The 22,637-nt window shown below is 61.2% G+C and carries 23 protein-coding genes; 17 read left to right on the forward strand and 6 right to left on the reverse strand.

Features of this window, described 5'->3' with window-relative positions; genetic code table 11:
• Positions 1-282: 282 nt before the first annotated feature.
• The 5 genes from BN1129_RS04210 to BN1129_RS04230 all read left to right on the forward strand — a co-directional run bounded on the left by BN1129_RS04210 (position 283) and on the right by BN1129_RS04230 (position 5,353).
• Entirely contained in the window at positions 283-1,326 is a 1,044-nt protein-coding gene (locus BN1129_RS04210; RefSeq protein ID WP_042034691.1) for a GMP reductase, read from the forward strand.
• A gap of 258 nt (positions 1,327-1,584) precedes the next feature.
• A complete protein-coding gene (earP, locus tag BN1129_RS04215; protein WP_042034693.1) occupies positions 1,585-2,772 on the forward strand; it encodes an elongation factor P maturation arginine rhamnosyltransferase EarP in 1,188 nt (395 codons plus the stop codon).
• Positions 2,773-2,817: 45 nt separating this feature from the next.
• The gene (gene efp, locus BN1129_RS04220) at positions 2,818-3,384 is read left to right on the forward strand and encodes an elongation factor P (RefSeq protein ID WP_042034694.1); all 567 of its coding nucleotides are present in this window, start codon (positions 2,818-2,820) and stop codon (positions 3,382-3,384) included.
• Between the two features lie 119 nt (positions 3,385-3,503).
• Positions 3,504-4,268 carry a DUF3530 family protein gene (locus BN1129_RS04225; RefSeq protein WP_042034695.1) on the forward strand — a complete coding sequence of 255 codons (765 nt, stop codon included), beginning with the start codon at positions 3,504-3,506 and terminating at the stop codon, positions 4,266-4,268.
• A 128-nt stretch (positions 4,269-4,396) separates the two neighbouring features.
• Entirely contained in the window at positions 4,397-5,353 is a 957-nt protein-coding gene (locus BN1129_RS04230; RefSeq protein ID WP_042034697.1) for a D-2-hydroxyacid dehydrogenase, read from the forward strand.
• A gap of 81 nt (positions 5,354-5,434) precedes the next feature.
• On the opposite strand, the gene BN1129_RS04235 is transcribed toward BN1129_RS04230, so the two are convergent.
• A complete protein-coding gene (locus tag BN1129_RS04235; protein WP_042034698.1) occupies positions 5,435-5,905 on the reverse strand; it encodes a YMGG-like glycine zipper-containing protein in 471 nt (156 codons plus the stop codon).
• A gap of 645 nt (positions 5,906-6,550) precedes the next feature.
• On the opposite strand from BN1129_RS04235, the gene BN1129_RS04240 reads away from it, so the two are divergent.
• Positions 6,551-7,153, forward strand: coding sequence for a nitroreductase family protein (locus tag BN1129_RS04240; protein WP_042034700.1), 603 nt, complete (start codon positions 6,551-6,553; stop codon positions 7,151-7,153).
• Positions 7,154-7,263: 110 nt separating this feature from the next.
• Here BN1129_RS04240 and BN1129_RS04245 read toward each other — a convergent pair whose 3' ends face one another.
• Both BN1129_RS04245 and BN1129_RS04250 read right to left on the reverse strand, forming a co-directional pair.
• Entirely contained in the window at positions 7,264-7,914 is a 651-nt protein-coding gene (locus BN1129_RS04245; protein WP_042034702.1) for an HAD-IA family hydrolase, read from the reverse strand.
• Between the two features lie 44 nt (positions 7,915-7,958).
• Positions 7,959-8,204: a hypothetical protein gene (locus BN1129_RS04250; RefSeq protein WP_042034703.1), complete on the reverse strand. Its 246-nt coding sequence runs from the start codon at positions 8,202-8,204 to the stop codon at positions 7,959-7,961.
• 116 nt (positions 8,205-8,320) lie between these two features.
• Here BN1129_RS04250 and BN1129_RS04255 point away from each other — a divergent pair, with 116 nt between their 5' ends.
• Entirely contained in the window at positions 8,321-9,229 is a 909-nt protein-coding gene (locus BN1129_RS04255; RefSeq protein WP_042034705.1) for a LysR family transcriptional regulator, read from the forward strand.
• A gap of 195 nt (positions 9,230-9,424) precedes the next feature.
• Here BN1129_RS04255 and BN1129_RS04260 read toward each other — a convergent pair whose 3' ends face one another.
• Positions 9,425-9,625, reverse strand: coding sequence for a hypothetical protein (locus BN1129_RS04260; RefSeq protein WP_084204567.1), 201 nt, complete (start codon positions 9,623-9,625; stop codon positions 9,425-9,427).
• A 33-nt stretch (positions 9,626-9,658) separates the two neighbouring features.
• Positions 9,659-10,822, reverse strand: a complete 1,164-nt coding sequence (locus BN1129_RS04265) for an FAD-dependent monooxygenase (RefSeq protein WP_042034706.1) — start codon at positions 10,820-10,822, stop codon at positions 9,659-9,661.
• A gap of 267 nt (positions 10,823-11,089) precedes the next feature.
• On the opposite strand from BN1129_RS04265, the gene miaB reads away from it, so the two are divergent.
• The 5 genes from miaB (at position 11,090) to lnt (ending at position 16,852) form a co-directional block, all read left to right on the forward strand.
• On the forward strand, positions 11,090-12,523 hold the full coding sequence (miaB, locus tag BN1129_RS04270) for a tRNA (N6-isopentenyl adenosine(37)-C2)-methylthiotransferase MiaB (protein WP_042034708.1): 1,434 nt from the start codon (positions 11,090-11,092) through the stop codon (positions 12,521-12,523).
• Between the two features lie 56 nt (positions 12,524-12,579).
• A complete protein-coding gene (locus BN1129_RS04275) occupies positions 12,580-13,620 on the forward strand; it encodes a PhoH family protein (RefSeq protein WP_042034709.1) in 1,041 nt (346 codons plus the stop codon).
• Positions 13,617-14,081, forward strand: a complete 465-nt coding sequence (gene ybeY / locus BN1129_RS04280; protein ID WP_042034711.1) for an rRNA maturation RNase YbeY — start codon at positions 13,617-13,619, stop codon at positions 14,079-14,081. Before BN1129_RS04275 ends, ybeY begins: the two co-directional genes overlap by 4 nt.
• A gap of 103 nt (positions 14,082-14,184) precedes the next feature.
• On the forward strand, positions 14,185-15,069 hold the full coding sequence (gene corC, locus BN1129_RS04285) for a CNNM family magnesium/cobalt transport protein CorC (RefSeq protein ID WP_042034712.1): 885 nt from the start codon (positions 14,185-14,187) through the stop codon (positions 15,067-15,069).
• Between the two features lie 286 nt (positions 15,070-15,355).
• Entirely contained in the window at positions 15,356-16,852 is a 1,497-nt protein-coding gene (lnt, locus tag BN1129_RS04290) for an apolipoprotein N-acyltransferase (protein WP_042034714.1), read from the forward strand.
• A 75-nt stretch (positions 16,853-16,927) separates the two neighbouring features.
• Here lnt and BN1129_RS04295 read toward each other — a convergent pair whose 3' ends face one another.
• Positions 16,928-17,410, reverse strand: coding sequence for a zinc ribbon-containing protein (locus BN1129_RS04295; protein WP_042034715.1), 483 nt, complete (start codon positions 17,408-17,410; stop codon positions 16,928-16,930).
• Between the two features lie 145 nt (positions 17,411-17,555).
• On the opposite strand from BN1129_RS04295, the gene leuS reads away from it, so the two are divergent.
• From leuS to nadD, 5 genes are all read left to right on the forward strand, one after another.
• A complete protein-coding gene (gene leuS, locus BN1129_RS04300; protein ID WP_042034716.1) occupies positions 17,556-20,132 on the forward strand; it encodes a leucine--tRNA ligase in 2,577 nt (858 codons plus the stop codon).
• A gap of 158 nt (positions 20,133-20,290) precedes the next feature.
• Positions 20,291-20,773, forward strand: coding sequence for an LPS-assembly lipoprotein LptE (locus BN1129_RS04305; protein ID WP_042034717.1), 483 nt, complete (start codon positions 20,291-20,293; stop codon positions 20,771-20,773).
• Between the two features lie 13 nt (positions 20,774-20,786).
• Positions 20,787-20,933, forward strand: coding sequence for a hypothetical protein (locus BN1129_RS04310; protein WP_042034718.1), 147 nt, complete (start codon positions 20,787-20,789; stop codon positions 20,931-20,933).
• Positions 20,933-21,970, forward strand: a complete 1,038-nt coding sequence (gene holA, locus BN1129_RS04315) for a DNA polymerase III subunit delta (RefSeq protein ID WP_042034719.1) — start codon at positions 20,933-20,935, stop codon at positions 21,968-21,970. Before BN1129_RS04310 ends, holA begins: the two co-directional genes overlap by 1 nt.
• Positions 21,967-22,617: a nicotinate-nucleotide adenylyltransferase gene (gene nadD / locus BN1129_RS04320; RefSeq protein ID WP_157013258.1), complete on the forward strand. Its 651-nt coding sequence runs from the start codon at positions 21,967-21,969 to the stop codon at positions 22,615-22,617. The genes holA and nadD overlap by 4 nt, the downstream gene beginning before the upstream one ends.
• The last annotated feature ends 20 nt before the right edge of the window (positions 22,618-22,637 follow it).

Here is a 22,637-nt window from a genome sequence, read left to right on the forward strand (position 1 = left end):
GGGTCGGAGGCGCAACATGGGTGGGTAAAAAGGCGTGATTGAGGGCTATGTTCGCAGGGAGGTTCAAACCGAAAGGTGGTGTTGGATGACACCCAGCGCCGCACTCAGGTTGTGACGCCAAAGGCTAACACAATGATGAGCGAATTATCAGTCTTGTTCTGGCGGGATTTGTGCCTACACTGTTGTAAACCGGAGGCCCTGAAAACCACCGGTTTTTTTGCGCCTGCCGAAAATTGACCACTGCAAAAGTGACTTTCAACAAGGCTCAATAAGGAATTCGTCATGCGTATCGAAGAAGACTTGAAGCTCGGTTTCAAGGATGTTCTGTTTCGCCCCAAGCGCTCTACTCTCAAGAGCCGTTCCCAAGTTAGCCTGACCCGTCAGTTCACCTTCAAGCACACCCAGACTCAATGGCAGGGCGTCCCCGTCATCGCCGCCAACATGGATACCGTCGGCAGCTTCGCCATGGCCAGAACCCTGGCCGGTTTCGAGATGATGACGGCGGTACACAAGCACTACAGCCTTGCGCAGTGGCAAACGTTCGTGAGCGAGACAGACCCGACCCTGCTCGGTCATGTGATGGTATCGACCGGCACCTCCGAAGAGGACTTCATCAAGACCCGCCAGATCCTGGCCATGTCAACAGCCCTGCGCTTCATCTGCGTGGACGTGGCCAACGGCTACTCCCAGCATTTCGTCGAGTTCCTGCGCAAAATACGTGAAGCCTGCCCGAACCACGTCATCCTGGCCGGCAACGTGGTGACCGGCGAGATGGTGGAAGAGCTGATCCTCTCCGGCGCCGACATCGTCAAGGTCGGCATAGGCCCGGGCTCGGTCTGCACCACCAGGGTCAAGACAGGTGTCGGCTACCCCCAGCTCTCTGCCATCATAGAGTGCGCCGATGCGGCCCACGGCCTCGGTGGCCAGATCGTCGGTGACGGCGGCTGTACCTGCCCGGGGGACGTGGCCAAGGCGTTCGGCGGTGGCGCCGACTTCGTGATGCTGGGCGGCATGCTGGCAGCCCACGAGGAGTGCGGTGGCGAAGTGGTTGACGTGGATGACGCCCCTTTTATGAAGTTCTACGGCATGAGCTCATCGAGTGCCATGGACAAGCACGCCGGCGGCGTCGCCGACTATCGCGCATCCGAGGGCAAAACCGTGCTGCTGCCCTATCGCGGCCCGGTCGAGAACACGGTGCGCGACATCCTGGGTGGCGTGCGATCCACCTGCACCTACGTCGGCGCCAGCCAACTCAAAGAGCTGACCAAACGCACCACCTTCATCCGGGTGCGTGAACAAGAGAACAACGTCTACGGCAAGGAGTGAGCCTGTCCCGAGAAAGGCGCTGAACTCAGCACACACCACCTTCATCCGGGGGCGCGAGCAAGAGAACAACGTCTACGGCAAGGAGTAAACCGGCCCCTGCTAGCCACGAGCGCAAAAAGCTGAGGCAAGCAGAATGACGACGCCCCCTCTGCCAGGGGGAGCAGGGAGAGGGTCAATGCCCCCTTAGAAGCCAATCCACCGGTGTGCTACCCTGCACACCGGTTTTTTTGTATCTCTCATTTCCATCGGATCCCTGACATGACGACCTCTTCGCCAAGCAATCTGCCGCCATTCGACTGGGATATCTTCTGCTGCGTCGTGGATAACTTCGGTGACATTGGCGTCACCTGGCGGCTCGCCCGCCAGCTGGAGCAGGAGGGGCATGGTAAGGTGCGGCTCTGGGTGGACGATCTGGCCAGCTTCGCCCGCATCTGCCCGGGACTCGATCCCGCGCAGGATGGCCAGTGGGTAGCCGGCATCTATATCCAGCTCTGGCACGACGCCCTGCCGGCGGATGTTCTCCCGGCAAAGGTGGTCATAGAAGCGTTCGCCTGCGAACTGCCCGCCCCCTTTATCGATCGCATGGCCGGGCTCACACCATCCCCCTGCTGGGTCAATCTGGAGTACCTCTCGGCGGAGAGCTGGGTCGAGGATTGCCACGGCCTCGCCTCGCCCCAGCGGGTCGGCAACCAGAGCCTCAACAAATACTTCTTCTTCCCGGGCTTCACGGCTAAAACCGGTGGTCTGCTCTGCGAGCGTGGGCTCATCGCCGAACGCGATCAGTGGCAACAGGATAAGGCGGGCCTTGCCGCTTACTGGGCCAGCCTCGGTTTGCCCGCGCAACAAGAGAACGAGCTGCGGGTCAGCCTCTTTACCTACGAGAGCGACGCGCTGGTGAGCCTGGTTGCAAGCTGGTGCCAAAGCCCAACCCCTGTCACCTTGCTGCTGCCGCTCGGTCGCTCGCTACAGGATGTGCTGCGCGGCGCTGGCCTTGAACAAGCTATCGCCACCGCCAAGGCGGGTGACCTGCTCCACTCGGGCAACCTCACCATCAAGCTGCTGCCCATGACGGATCAGGCCGGTTACGATCAGCTGCTGTGGAGCTGCGATCTCAATCTGGTGCGCGGCGAGGACTCCTTCGTGCGGGCCCAGTGGGCCAGCCGTCCCTTCCTGTGGCACATCTACCCGCAGGAAGAGCAGGCCCACATGGTCAAGCTGGACGGTTTTCTCGATCACTACCTGGCAGACTTGCCCCCGGACACAGCCCAGTGGCTGCGCGCCTTCAGCCACGCCCTCAATCAGGGGGAGCAGACCTGCGAACTTTGGGCCCAATGGCCCCGATATAACGCCAGTTGGCAGCAACATGGGCGAAGCTGGTCACAGAAGCTACTCACGGACGGGGATCTCGTCACGCGATTGGTGAAATTTTTAGAAAGCCGTATATAATCTGGCAGTTTTTATCCGTCCGTTTCACGAACAGGAATTTTTTACATGAAAACCGCACAGGAAATCCGCGCTGGTAACGTAGTCATGATCGGCACCGAGCCGATGGTGGTCCAGAAGGCTGAGTTCAACAAATCCGGCCGTAACTCCGCCGTGGTCAAGATGAAACTGAAGGGTCTGCTCAACGGTAGCGCGACCGAGACCGTATTCAAGGCCGACGACAAGCTGGACGTGGTTCAGCTGGAGCGTAAAGAGTGCACCTACTCTTACTTCTCCGACCCTCTGTATGTCTTCATGGACACCGAGTACAACCAGTACGACGTCGAGAAAGACAACCTGGGTGACGTGCTGAACTACCTGGTAGACGGCATGGAAGACATCTGCGAAGTGACTTTCTACAACGAGAAAGCCATCTCCGTAGAACTGCCGACCACCATAGTGCGCGAAGTTGAGTACACCGAGCCGGCCGCCCGTGGCGACACCTCCGGTAAAGTGACCAAGCCTGCCCGCCTGAAGGGCACTGCCTACGAGCTGGCTGTTGCCGCCTTCGTAGAGATCGGTGACAAGATCGAAATCGACAGCCGCACCGGCGAATTCAAGCGTCGCATCTCCTGATCGACCCCTTGAGTTGAATGCAAAAAAGCGAGCCAATGGCTCGCTTTTTTATTGATGCCATACCCGCGCTTCAGAAAACCGGCCCAGTGCCGCTAACCCAGTTAACCGGGGAGCGCACTATGGCCAGATTATCCTTATCACTGCTGTTACTGACCCTGCTGGCAAGCCACGTTTCGCAGGCCAGCGACGTCGCGCCCCCCATCGCCAAGCCACAGCCCCTCGACTACTGGCAAAACAGCGACTGGCAGGGGCTGCCCAACAGTATCCAGATAGACAAGCAGACGGTGCTGTTTGCCAAGCACGACAGCGACAGCTATGTCGGACTGGCGATCCTGCTGCCGGACTGGCAGCGCAGCGGCCAGCTGTGGCAGCTGACCCGCACCCTCGGCCAGCTTGGCTTCGATACCCTGCTGCTGCTCCCCTCCCCCCAACAGATTGAGCTGGATCCCGCTGCCGAGAAGAAACAGCAGGCCATTGATGACTTTCGCAAGCAGTTTGCCACCCGCATCAGCACGCTGGGGGACGCCAAGCTGCAGGAGGGGGGCTTCAAGCTGATACTGGCGCAGGGCACCAGCGCCGCCTGGGCCGTCAACCTTATCGCCAGCGAGCAACTGCCCGCCCCCGATGCTCTGGTGCTGCTGGACGGCTTCTTCCCCAATCAGCAGAGCAATCAGACCCTGGCCAAGCAGATAGCCCAGGCCACCATGCCGACCCTGGATCTCTATCAGGAAGAGGGCGGCCGCTGGCCCCTGCTGGCCGCCGAGGCCCGCCAGAGCGAGAGCCGCCGCAGCCACAAGCTCAACTACCGTCCCTACGCCCTGATGGATCTGGATGAGACGTCAACCCGCATTCAGGGCTGGCTCAACCACCTCGGTTGGCTCTGAGCCCTGCCGCCGCGCCAAAATGCTGCCTGCCTCACATCCGTCGCGATCAGATCGCCGCTGAGCCCGTTCGGGCTGGCTCCCGGACGCCCATATTTGGCATCATGACGGCTCCAATGGCAGGAGGCGTCATGCAGCAGATAGTTTTTCTCGATAGCGATACCCTGGATGCGGGTGTCACCCTGCACCATCCCGGCTTCCCCCACCACTGGCAAAGCCATGCGAGCACGGCTCCCGAACAGGTGGTGGAGCGGCTCCGATGCGCCAGCATTGCCATCATCAACAAGGTGCGCATCGGTGCCGCCGAACTGGCCCAGTTGCCGGATCTGAAACTCATCGCCCTGGCCGCCACCGGCAGCGACAACGTGGATCTGGAGGCATGCCGCGCCGCTGGCGTCGGGGTGTGCAACATCCGCAACTACTCGGGCCCCTCGGTGCCGGAGCACGCCATGGCGCTGATGCTGGCCCTGTCGCGCAATGTGTTCGCCTGGCGCCAATCTCTGCAGGAGGGGCGCTGGCAGCAGAGCGGCCAGTTTTGCTTCTTCGATCACCCCATCATGGATCTGCACGGCAAGCGGCTCGGCATCATCGGCAAGGGCACCCTGGGCCAGGCGCTCGGCGAGCGGGCCAAGGGGATCGGCATGGAGGTGCGCTACGCCCAGAGTCAGGTGGGCGCCAGTCACGATGAAGATCGGCTGCCACTGGACGCGCTGCTGCAAAGCTCGGATGTGATCAGCCTGCACTGCCCGCTCACCCCCTACACCCGTCACCTGATTGGCGAGCGGGAGCTGGCGCTGATGAAACCGGGCGCGCTGCTGATCAACGTGGGCCGGGGCGGTCTGGTGGATGAAGAGGCCTTGCTGCGGGCGCTGGCCAACGGCCGGCTCGGTGGTGCCGGCTTCGACGTGGCGAGCGTCGAGCCGCCGCCCCCCGATCACCCGCTGATGCAGGCCCTGCAATACCCCAACTTTATCCTGACCCCACACGTGGCCTGGGCCAGCGAGGAGTCGATGCAGCGTCTCGCGGATCAGCTGATCGACAACATCAACGCCTTCGCCGAGGGACGACGCCAGCACCGGCTGGTCTGAACCACAGCATGCGAAAAGGGGCCGGTTGGCCCCTTTTGCTTATGGCTCATCACTATGGTGCGCCAGCCAGCACGGCTGACATCAGTCATCGTGGTGCCATCTGTGTTTCTTGTGCTTCTTGTGTTTCTTGTGGTGCCTGTGCCTATCGTCGTAGTAGCGGTCGTTGTTGCTCTTGTGACCATCTCCCGTCTTGGCACCTATGGCCGACCCACTGGCACCGCCGATGCCGGCACCGATCAGCTGGCCCGTGCTGCCTCCCACGCTCTTGCCGATGGCTGCCCCGCCCAGCGCACCGACGGCGCCCCCCAGGGCCGCTTCATTCTTGTTGCCCTTGTTGGCAGTGGCGGCGCCACCGGCCGCGCCACCGACGGCCGCTCCCACCAGGGCGCCGGTATCGCCTCCCAGCTCCTTGCCGATCATGGTGCCCGCCACGCCACCGGCACCACCGCCGAGTATGGTGTTGAGGGTTTCCGAGGCCTGCACTGCGCCGCTCACCAGCAACAGGGAGCCCAACAGGGCCAGGGCGCTCATGCCGTGCTTTTTCATCTCCATGGGATACTCCTGTCAAACCTGATTAATTTCCCCTGCACTATACAAATCGCCGCCCACTCCGCCAGTGGCCCCCGCGGCCTGACACCTCATACAAAAGCATCCGAGCCAGAAAAAGGCGCTCAAGATGAAAGACTAATTATATGAAAATAAAGATAAAAAAATGCTGTTCAGCACAAGGTGAGCGGTATCTCCCCCCGGCCAGGACTGTCGCAGCCCGCTACGCTCACGCCGGGATAAGACAGATATTGTCAGCGAAGGGGAGCCAGACTCACCGCCAGTCTCCGGTGACGAAGAGGGATGCCAGCGATCCCGCCCCAGCCACTTGCGCTGATAGCGGCAGTCGTCGGCCCGCTCGAACAGAAAAGAGGGCGAACAGCCGGAGTGACAGTATCTGATGGTGAAAATACCGGATTACTCATTGATTTAAATACGCTGAACGAGGGCTAATTGACAAAAAAGATAACAATGTGAGCGCACTCATTCAGGCTGTGCATATGTATATCCACAAAAAGTAAAAACAGTGACCACTGTGCGTTGACGGTTAAGCGGGAAGGCGGTGTTATAGTCTATAGCTTGCACAATCGTAGCCGGATGGCCTTCTCTCTGGCCACCGAATGCGATTATCTGTCAAACCAAGGAGATGTTATGAGCAGTCCGTTTATCGAACAGATCAAAGCACGTCGTACCATCTATGCCCTGGGCGACCAGGTCTCTCACACACCGGAGCAGCTGACGGCCCTCATCCAGGATGCCATCAAGCACAGCCCCTCCTCTTTCAACTCCCAGAGCTCCCGCGCCGTCATTCTGTTTGGCGCCCAGCACCACACGCTGTGGGACATCGTCAAGGCGGAGCTGAAGAAGATAGTACCGCCGGAGGCCTATGCCCAAAGTGAAGCCAAGGTGGATGGCAGCTTCCGGGCCGGCTTCGGTACCGTGCTCTTCTTCGAAGACACCGACGTCATCAAAGATCTGCAACAGAAATTCGCGCTGTATGCCGACAACTTCCCCATCTGGTCCGAACATGCCACCGGCATTGCCCAGTTTGCGGTCTGGACGACCCTGGCTCAGGAGAAGATCGGCGCCTCCCTGCAGCACTACAACCCGCTGATCGACGAAGCGGTGCGCAAGGAGTGGAACCTGCCCGCCAGCTGGCTGTTGCGCGCCCAGATGCCCTTTGGCAGCATCAAGCAACCGGCCGGAGACAAGACCTTTATCGACGACACCAGCCGTTTCCGCGTGTTCAAATAACGGTTGAGATAGCAAAACGCCCCCGGAGTTCGGGGGCGTTTTTATTGCGGCAGGCCGTGCTGATGGCGATAACTCATACCGCAATATGCGGCCGCCGCGCGCTCCGCCGCTCAGGCGGGCAGCGTCACCAGCAGGGACTCGCCTTCCCCCAACTCCACCTTCACCTCTCGCCAGTCGCGGATCACCGCCACCACCGCCGGATTGAGCGGCGCATCGCCCCCTACCTGCACCACGGTGCAGCCTGCATGCAAGGCGCTCTCGATACCGGCCGGCGCATCCTCGAATACCAGACAGTAAGCGGGCGACCGGCCAAGCCGTTCGGCGCCCAGCAGATAGGGTTCGGGATCGGGTTTGCCATTGGTCACCGCTTCGGCCCCCACCAGCACGGCGGGCAACGGCAAACCGGCACAATTCAGGCGATGGCGAGCAACCCGATCACTGGCGGAGGTCACGATGGCCCAACGCTGTGGCGGCAAGCGGCGCAGCAGCTCGTCACACCCGGTGATGGCCTCGCCACCGGTATGCAGCATCTCCAGCTCGTCGAGCCGCGCGGCCTCCCGCTCCACATCCAGTTGCGGGGCCAGCGCCCGGATCACCTCCCGCGAGCGCATGCCGTGGCACATCGCCAGCACCGGCTCGGGGGCAAGCTGATGATGCTGGCACCAGAGCCGCCACACCTTCTCCACATCACCGGTCGAGCAGACCAGGGTGCCATCCATATCGAGCAGCAGGGCGGATACCGACAAGGTGATATTACTCATGCCGGCACTCCTTTCTGTTCTCATATCGGCGCTCATACCAGTACTCATGCAGACACCCCGGCCAACTCGGGTGCAGCGCCAGAGATCGCATCGGCAAAGGCCTGTTGCTGGGCGGCACGCTCATAACAGGCCAGCGCCTGCTCGGCACTGCCAGCCCACACCTGCAAGGGACCGACCACAAACCCCTGTTGCAACAGGCTGGCGAGCAGCTCCCCCGTCTCAGGTGCTGCCAATGGCTGGGCCAGCACCAGCGTGCCCTTGATCAAAAAAAGATAACGTTGAGTCGACATGATATGGCTCCTTGTTTCAGGTCGGAGGGAGCTGCGACTCCCTTTACCGGACCATTAGAACAAGTCGATTAGATAATTTATAATCAATAAATCACCACTTTAGATAACCATATGGAATGAAATTCGACCTGAGGCAACTGCAGGCATTCGTGATGCTGGCCGAGACCGCCAACTACCGGGAAGCAGCCAGCCGGCTGTTCATCACCCAACCGGCCCTGACCAAGCAGATCCAGGGGCTGGAGCAGGCCCTTGGCAGCACCCTGTTCAATCGCGGTCGCCACGGCGCCGGATTAACGGCCATCGGCGCCCAGCTGCTCACCCAGGCGAGCGCACTGGTCGAACACGGCAGGGAGTTTGAAAGCCACGCGCTGGCGGTGGCGAGTGGCGTGGCCGGGCGGCTCAAGATTGGTTTCGGCCTGTCGAGCTTTGCACTGGCCCCTGCGCTGGTGGCCCGCTTCAAACAGCAGGTCACGGACGTGATGGTCCATCTGCAGGATATGCCCTCCGCCATCCAGCAGGAGCAGCTGATCTCCGGCCAGTTGCAGCTTGGCTTTATGCGCAGGCCCCAGATACCACAGCTGCGGGAACACCGGCTGCTGATCGATCGGCTGGTGCTGGCAGTACCGACCCGGATGACCGCGCCCGATCCGGCCGCATTCGATGTCCAGCACGCCTTGGCCAGCCAGCCACTGCTGCAGATGGTGGGCCGCCGCTGTCCCGGTCTCAGCCAGCAGATCGCCGGTTTTCTCGGCGCCAACCGGCTGACGGGCATGATCCAGGAAGCCGAAGATATCCAGACCCTGGTGGCACTGGTGGCCGCTGGCATCGGCAACGCCATACTGCCGCGCAGCGTCAGCTTTATCGCACGCCCCGATGTCACTCTCTACCCCCTCTTTGGCCCCGGCTCCGAGTGGGAAGTCAGCATGGTATGGAACCCTGATGTGGCCGACCCCATACGGGATCACTTCGTCAGGCAGGTGATCGCCAGCCACCCCACGCCGGTATCGGCCACTCCCGAGCGCTGATACCGACGCTCACGGGCGGCCAAAACAGTGCGCCCCATGAAGGGGCGCATTCAGAATGAGAGCAGCAGCAAGGATCAACAGTTGGCACAGTGACGGCGGTGTTTACCCGCCCCTTTGACGCAATAGAGCACCGCATCGGCCACCGCCAGCTTCCCCCTCCCCGTCCATCTTCATATTCGGGCAGTGTTGCAGGAATCAGGTTGCCTCGTCGCAGGAGGTCATCTGGGAACAATACTCACGACCATCGTACTCATAGCGACGAGCCGGCATCTGCGAGGCGCTGGAGGCACGGCTTTCGCCGCCGACGGAGGAAACCGGCAAGGGGGCCATCGACTCGCCAGAAAAGCGGGAATAGATGGAAAATAGGCCAGCGAGCGCCAGCCGTACCTTGTTCATGAACTCAGATCCCTCGTGATGGCGCTCGGCGTCTTATACCAGCCCCAGCGCATAGCGCAGCGCCATCTCCTTGACCGGGCCTGCCTTGTCCGCCAGATTGAGGGCCAGATTGCGGGCCAACTTGAGGGGACCTATCTCGTTGCTGAACACCCCGTAGAAGAGATCCATCCCCGATTGCATCAGCAGGTTATCGGGGCGACGGCGACGCTCGTAACGCTCCGCCAGGGCCAGCTGATGCCAGTCGGCACCGGCCTTTTCCAGTAACCCGGCCCAGCAGGCCACGTCCTTGAAGCCGAGATTGACCCCCTGCCCCGCCAGCGGGTTGATGGTGTGGGCAGCATCGCCGAGCAGCACCACCCGACCGGCGTGATAGTCATTGGCGTGGCGTCGTACCAGCGGGAAACTCCCCTTGGCCGTCACGGTAAACCCGCCGAGCCGGGCCGGAAAGTGGCGACGCACCTCCTCCCCCAGCCTTTCGTTGCTCATGGCCGACAGGGCGCGAATGCGGGCCGGGCTGTCATACCACACCAGGGAGCCATGCTGGCCGGGCAGCGGCAGGAAGGCACGCGGGCCGCTCGGGGTAAATTGCTGCCAGGTGATGTCCTCCTGTGCAAACGCTGTGTCGATATTGATCAGCATACAGTGCTGGCGATACTCGAAGCGCGACACGCCTATGCCCGCCAGCCGACGCATCTGGGATTCGGCGCCATCGCAGGCCAACACCCAGTGGGCGGCGAGTTCAGTGCCATCGTCCAGGGTCAGCACCGCCTCGTTCCGCCCCTGCTGCAGGCGAGTGACCGCCGCCGGTGTGTGGGTCTGGATGTTGGGAAAATCCTCCATCCGCTTGAGCAGGGCCAGCTGCACCAGCCGGTTTTCGATGATGTAGCCAAGCAGGGGCAGGCCCAGATCGGCCGCATTGAAGCGGGTGGCAAAACCATCCAGCTCCCAGGTCTCCAGCCGGCGGTAGGAACAGAGTCGCATCTGCTGCAAGTGCGACCAGGCGCCGGCCTGAGCCAACAACGCCACCGAGGCCTGGCTGATAGCGGAAACCCGCAGATCCAGCGGCTGCGAGCAGGCGTATTGCTCGGGCAATTGGGTCTCTATCACCCGAATGGAGAGGCCCTGCGCCGCCAGCAGACAGGCGGTAGCGGCACCGACCATGCCAGCGCCGACAATAGCGATATCACACTGTTCCATAACTTGATTCCTGAAAGGGGACGCCCCGGACAAGGGTAGACGGGGCCAAACCGAATGGAGACATGATACCGCAAGGGACCGGCAGAAACAGTGAGACAAATTGCGAATTGCCACGCAAAATCAAGGAGAAAGCCCGAGCAAATACCGGCGGGCCAAGAGGGAGAGAGCCCCATGACGGGCTGGATATTAGCTAGGCAGTATCCAGATTGCGGAGTAAAATGCCCGGTCCTTTGACCATGCCGATTTCAACACAAGTCAAGAGAAGCAATGAGCAAGAAACTTCACATTAAAACCTGGGGTTGCCAGATGAACGAGTACGACTCGTCCAAGATGGCCGACCTGTTGGATGCCAGCAATGGCTATGAACTGACCGAGGAGCCCGAAGAGGCAGATGTCTTGCTGCTGAATACCTGCTCCATCCGCGAAAAAGCACAGGAGAAGGTGTTCCATCAGCTGGGGCGCTGGAAAAAACTCAAGGCCAACAAGCCCGGTCTGGTGATCGGTGTGGGTGGCTGTGTCGCCTCTCAGGAGGGGGACAACATTCGCACTCGCGCCCCCTATGTGGATATCGTCTTCGGTCCCCAGACCCTGCATCGCCTGCCCGCCATGATCAAGCAGGTGCAGGAAGGCCGGGGTGCCCAGGTGGACATCGCCTTCCCCGAGATCGAAAAATTCGACAACATGCCGGAACCCCGTGCCGAAGGCGCCACCGCGTTCGTCTCCATCATGGAAGGCTGCTCCAAATACTGCTCCTTCTGCGTGGTGCCCTACACCCGTGGCGAGGAGGTGAGCCGGCCGATGGACGACGTGCTCTACGAAATCGCCCAGCTCGCCGAACAGGGCGTGCGCGAGGTGAACCTGCTGGGCCAGAACGTCAACGCCTACCGGGGCCCGACCTTTGATGGCAGCATCTGTTCCTTCGCCGAGCTGCTGCGACTGGTCGCTGCCATCGATGGCATAGACCGTATTCGCTACACCACCAGTCACCCGATCGAGTTCACCGACGACATCATCGAGGTCTACAAGGACACGCCGGAATTGGTCAGCTTCCTGCACCTGCCGGTGCAAAGCGGTTCGGATCGCATCCTGACCATGATGAAGCGCCCGCATACCGTGCTGGAGTACAAGTCCAAGATCCGTCGCCTGCGCGCCGCCCGTCCCGACATCACCATCAGTTCCGACTTCATCGTCGGCTTCCCGAACGAGACGGACGAGGATTTCGAGGCCACCATGAAGCTTATCGAAGAGATCAACTTCGACATGAGCTTCAGCTTCATCTATAGCCCGCGCCCCGGCACACCGGCCGCCGACATGCCAGACGACGTCGACATGGAAGTGAAAAAGGCCCGGTTGGCCCGGCTGCAGCATGTCATCAACAACCAGTCGATGCAGATTGGCCGTGCCATGCTGGGCTCCACCCAGCGCATCCTGGTGGAAGGCCCCTCCCGGCTCGACCCCATGCAGCTGTGTGGCCGCACCGAGAACAACCGGGTGGTCAACTTCGAAGGGCTGCACACCCTGATCGGCGGCTTTGCCGACGTGGAGATCACCGAGGTACGCCCCAACTCCCTGCGCGGTCGTTTTATCCGCGGCGAGGATGAGATGAACCTGCGCATTGCCACGGCGCCACGCGAGATCCTGGCACGCCGTCCAGATAACGTGCCGGACGAGCTGGGCGTAGCCGCCTTCACTCCCCACTAATCTCTTCGTGCCCATCTGGCCTGGCCTGATGGGCACTGCATCAAGACGAGGATATTTTGAGCCGACATATCTCGACCCTGAACCTGCATCTGGAGCCCGCCGACAATCAGCGCCTCGCCAGCCTGTGCGGTCCCTTCGATGACAACATCAAGCAGCTGGAACGCCGCCTCGGCGTCGAGATCAGCTACCGTGACAGCCACTTCCAGCTGGTTGGCAAACCGGCCCAGCTGGATGCCGCAGCCGTCATCCTCAAGCACCTCTATGTGGAAACCCAGCCCCTCAAGGGCGGCAAGGTGACCGACATAGTGCCAGAGATGGTGCACCTGGCCATTCAGGAGTCGCGGGTGCTGGAGCAAGATGACGAACCGGCCGCCAGCATCCCCCATGGCAAGGAGGTAACGGTCAAAACCAAGCGCGGCCTCATCAAACCACGCAGCCCCAATCAGGCGCAGTACATCGCCAACATAGTCCAGCACGACATCAGCTTCGGCATTGGCCCGGCCGGTACCGGCAAAACCTATCTGGCGGTGGCCGCCGCCGTGGACGCGCTGGAACGTCAGGAGATACGCCGCATCCTGCTGACCCGCCCGGCGGTGGAAGCGGGCGAGAAGCTCGGTTTTCTGCCCGGCGATCTCTCCCAGAAGGTTGACCCTTACCTGCGCCCGCTCTACGACGCCCTGTTCGAAATGCTGGGCTTTGAGCGGGTCGAGAAGCTGATGGAGCGCAACATCATCGAGGTAGCACCGCTTGCCTATATGCGCGGTCGCACCCTCAACGATGCCTTTATCATCCTGGATGAGGCCCAGAACACCACCACGGAGCAGATGAAGATGTTCCTGACCCGCATCGGCTTCAACTCCAAGGCGGTGGTCACCGGCGACATCACCCAGGTGGATCTGCCGCGCAGCACCAAGTCCGGCCTGCGCCATGCCCTGGAAGTGCTGCAAGGGGTCGACGGCCTGTCGTTCAACTTCTTTGAATCCAAAGACGTGGTACGCCATCCTGTGGTCGCCCGTATCGTGCAGGCCTACGAGGCGTTCGACGCCAAACAGGCCGAGTCCATCCCTGCCAAAGCCCATAAAGAGAGTGCCCAATGAGTGTGACCCTGGATCTGCAACTGGCCTGCGCTCAGACGGAAGATCTGCCGAGCGAAGCCAGGCTGCAAGGCTGGCTTGACGGCACCATACTCGGCTTTCAGCAAGAGGCAGAGGTGACGGTGCGTATCGTTGACGAGGCGGAGAGCCGCGAGCTCAACCTCACCTATCGCGGCAAGGACAAACCCACCAATGTGCTCTCCTTCCCGTTCGAGGCGCCACCCGGCATGGAACTGCCGCTGCTCGGCGATCTCGTCATCTGCCGCCAGGTGGTGGAACAGGAAGCTGTTGAGCAGAACAAACCGCTGGAGGCCCACTGGGCCCACATGGTTGTGCACGGCAGTCTGCATCTGCTAGGTTATGACCATATCGAGGATGAGGAAGCCGAAGAGATGGAAGCGCTTGAGCGCGACATCATGCAGGAACTCGGTTTTGCCGACCCTTATCTGAACGACGAAGAGTAAACGCATAAAGGACGAGACAGTCATCGCCTTGAAACAGCCGATGGCCATCCTTATATCACCAAGACAATTCCAAATGTGTTCAAACGAGTAACCAAGAGAAAAAATGACCGACGATCACCCTAGTACCGGCTCGCCGAAGAAAACCTGGCTCGACAAACTCAGCCAACTCTTCCAGGGCGAGCCAAAAGACCGCAACGATTTGGTGGATGTGATAGCCGATGCCGAGGAGCGCGATCTTATCGATCAGGACACCAAAGACATGATTGAGGGCGTGCTCGAAATTGCCGAGCTGCGCGTTCGCGACATCATGATCCCCCGCTCCCAGATGGTCACCATAGAGAAGTCCCAGCCGGTGGACGACATCTTGCCCGTGATCATCGAATCCGGTCACTCCCGCTTCCCGGTGATCAACGAAGACAAGGATCATGTGGAGGGCATCTTGCTCGCCAAGGATCTGCTGCCGTTCGGGTTTGGCGGCCATCACGCCAGCGAGCCGCTGCAGCTCGAGAAAATCTTGCGCCCTACCGTGATCGTGCCCGAGAGCAAGCGGGTCGACCGTCTTCTCAAGGAGTTTCGTGAAGAACGCTACCACATGGCCATCGTCGTGGACGAGTTTGGTGGCGTCTCGGGTCTGGTGACCATTGAAGACATACTGGAGCTCATCGTCGGCGAGATCGACGACGAGTTTGATGACATCGAAGATGAGCCGGACGAGATCCGCCGCATCAGCAAGCGGGTCTTCTCGGTCAGCGCCCTCACCGAGATCGAGGATTTCAACGACTTCTTCGGCACCCAGTTCAGCGATGAAGAGGTGGATACGGTGGGCGGTCTGGTGATGCACGCCTTCAGCCACCTGCCGAAAAAGGGCGAGGAGATAGAGCTGGACGGCTACCTGTTCAAGGTGATGCACGCCGACAGGCGCCGCCTGCAGCAGCTGCAGGTGAAGATCCCCGACAACCATGTCGCGGCCCAGTCTGAAGCCCAGTAAATTCAGCACGGCTCCCAGCCAGCCGTGAAGCATCAGCGCCCCGATCGTCGGGGCGCTTGCCATTTGGCCACAGGAGAAGGTAACCCTACCCTCTGACCCCGCACGTCATTCCTTGCCCGGCACGCCGCCCTTTATTTCCCGTTTCCCGCCCGGTGGCGCCCACCACAGCTGGGAGGCTCGCCGTTGACCGTATTTACAGGTTAAGATACCGGCCAATCAACCTGTTGCAGTCCAATCCGAGCCTCTATTGCCCGTGAAATCGAAACTCCTGACAAGCCTCTGTGCCATGGCATCCGGCGCGCTCGCCGTGCTGGCCTTCTCCCCTTTTAACTACTGGCCGCTGGTGATCCTGTCTCTGCTCGGCCTCTATGCCCTGCTGGACAAGGCCAACCCCAGGCAGGCAGCCTGGCGTGGCTTTGGCTATGCCATGGGTCTGTTTCTGCCCGGGCTCTGGTGGATCCACGTCAGCATGACCATGTTTGGTGGCATACCACTGCCGGTCGCCTTCGTGCTGCTGGTCGGGCTGTCGGCCTATCTGGCGCTCTACCCGACCCTGGCCTGCTGGGCCTTCGCCCGTTTCTTCAGTGGTCGTCACTGGAGCCGCTGGCTGCTCGCCTTCCCTGCGCTCTGGCTGGTGGCCGACTGGTTGCGCGGCTGGGTGATGACAGGCTTCCCCTGGCTCTGGTTTGGTTACAGCCAGATCGACGGGCCGCTCAAGGGCCTGGCCCCCATCCTGGGGGTGCAGGGCATCACGCTGGCACTGCTACTGTCGGCCTCCGCTCTCTGGCTGGTGTGGCAGAGCCGCAAGCCGGTCTGGCTACTGCTGCCCGTCGCGCTGATCGGTGCCGCTCAGGGGCTGATGCAGATCAACTGGGTGACCCGGGGCGAGCCGGTCAAGGTCGCCCTGGTGCAGGGCAACATAGCGCAGTCTCTCAAATGGGATCCCGAGGCGCTGGTACCGACGGTGCGCAAGTATCAGGATCTCAGCCGCGAGCACCAGGATGCCGACATCATCATCTGGCCGGAATCGGCGATCCCGGCCATCGAGAAGGAGATGGGCAACTACCTGGATAGCCTGGACAAGGCGATGAAGGTGAACGACACCGGCCTGCTGGTGGGCATCATTCATTATGATTTCGAGCAGCAGCGCTTCTTCAATACCGTGCTGGGCATGGGGGTGCAGGACGCGGATGGCAAGGAGTCGTATCACTATGGGCACCAGAACCGCTACTACAAGCATCACCTGCTGCCCATCGGCGAGTTCGTGCCGTTTGAAGATCTGCTGCGTCCCATCGCGCCCCTCTTCAACCTGCCCATGTCCTCCTTCAGTCGCGGGAATGCGCAGCAACCGAACCTGATCGCCAAGGGGTTCAAGTTCGCCGTCGCCATCTGCTACGAGATCATCTTCCCGGACGAAGTGCGCCGCAACGTGCAGCCGGATACCGACTTCCTGCTGACCATCTCCAACGATGCCTGGTTCGGCACCAGTATCGGTCCCTGGCAGCACATGGAAATAGCCCGCATGCGCGCGCTGGAGCTGGCTCGCCCGCTGCTGCGCAACACCAACACCGGCATCACCATAGTCACCGAAATCGACGGCAGCATCATAGCCCAGCTCCCGCAGTTCGAGGCCGGGGTGCTGAGAGCCGAGGTGCGTCCCGCCCACGGTTCGACCCCCTACCTGCGCTTTGGCAGCTGGCCGCTGTACGGGCTGACGGCCCTGCTGCTCGGTCTGGCACTGGCATTGCGCCCCCGTGCTCATCCCTGGGCCCGCGAGCTCTGAACCGGCAGTCCGGCTCATCGCTGAACACAAGAGGCGCCCCCTGGGCGCCTCTTTCCATCTGGTTATTTGACGGGATCAGGGCGAGAGCGGCTCGCGGTGATACTCGTAGCCGCCGCACTCGGGGCAGGTATCCAGCGGCTGTGGATGCAGCACAGTATGGCGCCAGCCACACTGCTCGCACACCATGACGCCGAGGCCCACCCAGTCACCCGCCTCGTACACCCCCTTGTGCTCCAGCTCGTCGGCCAGCTCGCGCCACTCCACCTGGGCGCGGTCGGTCACGTCCGCCAGCCAGGACCAGGCGGTGTCTTTGAGAGCCAGCATAAAGGCAGACTCCTCCACCTCGGCGCGCCCCTCGTCATAGTTGCCCAGATCCCGCTTCACGTACTCGGCAATCAGCGCCAGCTCATCCTGAGTCAGGTCACCGGCCGCCTCCAGATAGGCCTGCACCTTGGCGATCATCCGGTTGAGGCGCTCCCCCTGAAACTCTTCAGTCTCTTGCCACTGTTTTTGCAGCTCTGCAATGAAGGCTTCGTACCCTTTTTGACGCTTGTCCATGGTCGTTACTCCTCTACTGAACCCTGATCATGCCCGGCATAAGGGCTGACGGATGCTGGCGGTTGTTGCCGCCGCTGGATATGGGTATTCTATTGCGATTTCCCAGCTGATTTATCTATTCATTTCACAGATCCGGATGTCACCAATGCAAGAGCAATACGTTCCCCAATCCATAGAACCAGCAGTGCAACAGCACTGGGATGCCAAGAAAACCTTCAAGGCGGTGGAGAAAGTAGACAAGGAAAAGTTCTACTGTCTCTCCATGTTCCCCTATCCGTCTGGTCGTCTACACATGGGGCACGTTCGCAACTACACCATAGGTGATGTGATCTCCCGTTATCAACGCCTCAATGGCAAGAACGTGCTGCAACCCATAGGTTGGGACGCATTCGGTCTGCCGGCGGAGAACGCCGCGGTCAAAAACAACACGGCACCGGCCCCCTGGACCTACGAAAACATCGAATACATGAAGAACCAGCTGAAGATGCTGGGGCTGGGTTATGACTGGGATCGCGAGCTGGCGACCTGCAAGCCGGATTACTACCGCTGGGAGCAGTGGTTCTTCACCAAGCTGTACGAAAAGGGGCTGGTCTACAAGAAGACCTCCTCCGTCAACTGGTGCCCGAACGACATGACGGTACTGGCCAACGAGCAGGTGATCGACAACTGCTGCTGGCGCTGCGACACCCCGGTGGAGCAGAAAGAGATCCCCCAGTGGTTCATCAAGATCACCGACTACGCCGAAGAGCTGCTCAGCGATATCGACAATCTGGACGGCTGGCCGGAGATGGTCAAGACCATGCAGCGCAACTGGATTGGCCGCTCCGAAGGGGTCAACATCAGCTTCGCCATCGAGGGTCAGGCTGAGCAGCTGGAAGTCTACACCACCCGTCCGGACACCTTCATGGGCGTCACCTATGTCGGTATCGCCGCCGGTCACCCGCTGGCGCTGCAGGCTGCTGCGACCAATCCGGAACTGGCCGCCTTTATCGACGAGTGCAAGAACACCAAGGTAGCCGAAGCGGAGCTGGCCACCATGGAGAAGAAGGGCATGGCCACCGGCCTCTATGCCATTCACCCGCTGGATGGCCGCCAGGTGCCGGTCTGGGTCGCCAACTTCGTGCTGATGAACTACGGCACCGGCGCCGTGATGGCGGTTCCGGGTCACGACCAGCGCGACCATGAGTTCGCCACCAAATATGGCCTCGACATCAAGGCGGTGATCAAGCCAGCCGATGGCGAGGTGGACGTGAGCGAAGCCGCTTACACCGAGAAGGGCGTGCTGTTCGCCTCCGGCGAGTTTGACGGTCTCGAGTTCCAGGCGGCTTTCGATGCCATCGCCAGCAAGCTGGAAGCGCTCGGCAAGGGCAAGCGCACCGTCAACTTCCGTCTGCGTGACTGGGGCGTCTCCCGTCAGCGTTACTGGGGTGCCCCCATCCCGATGCTGACCCTGGCGGACGGCACAGTCGTGCCGACCCCGGAAGATCAACTGCCGGTACTGCTGCCGGAAGATGTGGTGATGGACGGTATCCAGAGCCCGATCAAAGCCGACGCCGAGTGGGCCAAGACCACTTACAAGGGTCAGGAAGCGTTCCGCGAGACTGATACCTTCGACACCTTCATGGAGTCCTCCTGGTATTACGCTCGCTACTGCTCCCCCGACTACGACAAGGGCATGCTGGACCCGGCTGCTGCCAACCACTGGCTGCCGGTGGATCAGTACATAGGCGGTATCGAACACGCCTGTATGCACCTGCTCTACGCCCGCTTCTTCCACAAGCTGCTGCGTGACGCAGGGCTGGTGAACAGCGACGAGCCGTTCAAGCGTCTGCTCTGCCAGGGCATGGTGCTGGCCGACGCCTTCTACTACAAAGACGAAAAAGGCGGCAACGTCTGGGTCAGCCCGACCGACGTCAAGGTCGAGCGTGACGAGAAAGGTCGCATCACCAAGGCCATCGACCTTGAGGGCCGTGAAGTGATCCACTCCGGCATGACCAAGATGTCCAAGTCCAAGAACAACGGCATAGACCCGCAGCTGATGGTGGAGCGTTACGGCGCCGATACCGTCCGTCTGTTCATGATGTTCGCCTCCCCGGCCGAGATGACCCTGGAGTGGTCCGACTCCGGCGTGGAGGGGGCCCAGCGCTTCCTGCGTCGCCTGTGGCGCACCACCTTCGAGCACGTCTCTGGTGGCGCTGTTGCCGCGCTGGATGTGGCGGCTCTCACCAACGAGCAGAAAGCGGTACGCCGTGAACTGCACAAGACCATCGCCAAGGTGAGCGACGACGTGGGTCGCCGTCAGACCTTCAACACCGCCATCGCCGCCATCATGGAGCTGATGAACAACCTCTCCAAGCTGGGCTGTGACGAGCAGGACCGCGCCCTGATGCAGGAAGCACTGGAAGCGGTTGTGATCATGCTCTCCCCCATCACCCCGCACATCGGCTTCGAGCTGTGGAAGATGCTGGGCAAGGGCGACGATGTGGACCACGCTGCATGGCCAGTGGCCGATGACGCGGCCATGGTCGAGACCGAGAAGCTGGTGGTGGTGCAGATCAACGGCAAGATGCGCGGCAAGCTGACCGTACCGGCCGAGATCAGCCAGGCTGACGTCGAGAAGCTGGCCATGGCCGATGCCTCGGTGCAGAAATTCACCGACGGTCTGACGGTTCGCAAGGTCGTCTATGTGCCGGGCAAGCTGCTCAATATTGTCGCTAACTGATGGTAGCGAGGACCTCGTCCACCCCTTGCCAGGGAGGGCGCATGTTGCGCCTCCCCGTGCAAAGGGGAGACAGGGAAGAGGTCCGCTGATCGTTGCCAACGAGGATGACGGCGGGCCCTGCGCCCGCCGTGCTTCACTTTATGCAAAGAGGATTTCATATGGGCACCCCCCTCATTCGCTGGATGGCTATCGTGCTGATGGGCCTGCTGTTGCAGGCTTGCGGTTTTCAGATGCGAGGCACGGCAATTCCGCCCGAGTTGATGACCATGAAGGTGGTCGGTGACAACAAGAGCGACTTATACCGACTGGTCACCACCCGCCTCAAGGCGGCGGGCGTCAAGCTCGCCGACAAAGAGGGCATACCTGTGCTGACCCTGTCCGGCGTCAGCAGCACCAGCCAGGTTGCCTCGGTCGACGCCATCGGCCAGGCCCGTGAATACTTGCTGGGCTACAACACCCAGTTCACCGTCTCCATGCCGGGCAAGCCGACCCAGGTCTTCCCCATCACCTTCAACCGCAGCTTCCTGAACAAGCCGGATGCGGCACTGGCCTCTTCCCGCGAGCAGGAGCAGCTTGGCAAGGAGATGCAGGAGCAGGCCGCGAACTTGGTTATCCGCCAGCTGAGCCAGCTCAAGTTCTGATGCGAGTATCTTGATGAGAGTCTATCCCGAGCAGTTTGCGGATCACCTCAAGGCAGGGCTCAAGCCCTGCTACCTCGTTTTTGGTGACGAGCCCCTGCTCAATCTGCAAGAGCAGGCCATCGACCTTGCGACCCACCTACTCAACCAGGCCAAGTTCTGATGCGGATCTACCCCGAGCAGTTTACGGATCATCTCAAGGCAGGGCTCAAACCCTGCTACCTCATCTTTGGTGACGAGCCCCTGCTCAAGCTGGAGGCCATCGACGCCATCCGTCAGGCCGCCCGCAAGCAAGGGTTCGATGAGCGCCATACCTTCGTGGTGGAGCAGGGGCTGGACTGGAATCAGGTTTATGATGCCTGTCAGGCCATGAGCCTCTTCTCCGCCCGCCAAATCATCGAGCTGGAGCTGCCGGCCAAGGTCGACAAAGATCTGGCCGCCCGCATCAGCGAGATTGGCAAGCAACTGCATCCGGATCTGCTGCTGGTGCTCAGCGGTGGTCGCCTCAACCAAACCCAGATGAAGGCGGCCTGGTTCGACAAGCTCAGCCAGAACGGCACCTATGTGCCGGTCAATCACCCCGAGCCACGCTTCTTTCCGCGCTGGATGAGCGCCCGCTTCCAACGTTTCGGCCTCAAGGCGCTGCCGGATGCCATCAACTTCATGTGCCACTCCTACGAGGGCAACCTGCTGGCCGCCAGCCAGGAGATAGAAAAGCTGACCCTGCTGGCGCCGCCCCAGCCCATCAGCGTCGCCTATCTGCAAGAGACCATAGTACGCCACGCCCATTTCACCCCATTCCAGCTCATCGATACCCTGCTGGAGGGCAAGGTGAACCGGGCCCAACGCATCCTGCTGGCCCTGCGTGCCGAGGGCACAGAGCCAGGCATGCTGGCCTGGGCCCTGTGCCGCGAGCTGGAGCAGCTCACCGAGCTGGCCCTGGCCGCCAGAGCCGGTCAACCGCTGGTGGAACACTTCTCCCGCCTGCGTATCTGGCAGAGCCGCCAGCAGTTGATCCAGCAGGCCCTGACCCGGCTGCCCTTCACCAAATTGCAGCAGCTGTGGCAGCTGATGGCCCAGCTTGACGACGCCCAGCGTCGCTTCGACACCGAGCAAGCCTGGCTGATGTTGCAGACCATAGCCCTGGGTTTTCGCGATGGCACCCCGTTGCCGCTGGTCATGGAGAACAGCCCGTGCTGAAGGCTGCGAAGGCTCCTATCGGCCTGCTTGGCGGCACCTTCGACCCTATCCATATCGGCCACCTGCGACCGGCTATCGAGGCGCGGGACGCTATCGGGCTGGCCGAAATCCGGCTGATCCCGAACCATATTCCCCCCCATCGCGCCAACCCCTTCTGTTCGAGCGAGCAGCGCCTCGCCATGGTCAAACTGGCGGCCGCAGAGAATGCGGGATTCGTGGTGGATGAGCGGGAGCTCAAGCGGGACAAGCCCTCTTACACCATCGATACCCTCATCGAGCTGCGTCATGAACTGCCCGACACCCCGCTCTGCTTTCTGATGGGGATGGACTCCTTGCTCGGCCTGCCTGGCTGGCACCGCTGGCAAGAGCTGCTCGATCATGCCCACCTGGTGGTGAGTGTGCGACCGGGCTGGCGACCTGATTACCCCGGGGAAGTTGCCGAGCTGCTGGCTCGCCATCACACCACGGATGCCACCGCACTGCACCAGCGCCTGGCTGGCCATATCTGGCTGGCGGACAACCAACCCATCGAGCTGTCGGCCACCCGGCTCAGAGCCCTGCTGGCGGCCGGGGAGGATCCCCGCTACCTGCTGCCGCCGTCGGTGGCCGATTACATTCGGCAGCAAGGCCTCTACCCGGCAAGCTGACCGCAACCGGCGCCGACTAT

It is taken from the genome of Aeromonas popoffii (assembly GCF_000820025.1).
GTDB classification, from domain to species: Bacteria; Pseudomonadota; Gammaproteobacteria; order Enterobacterales; family Aeromonadaceae; genus Aeromonas; species Aeromonas popoffii.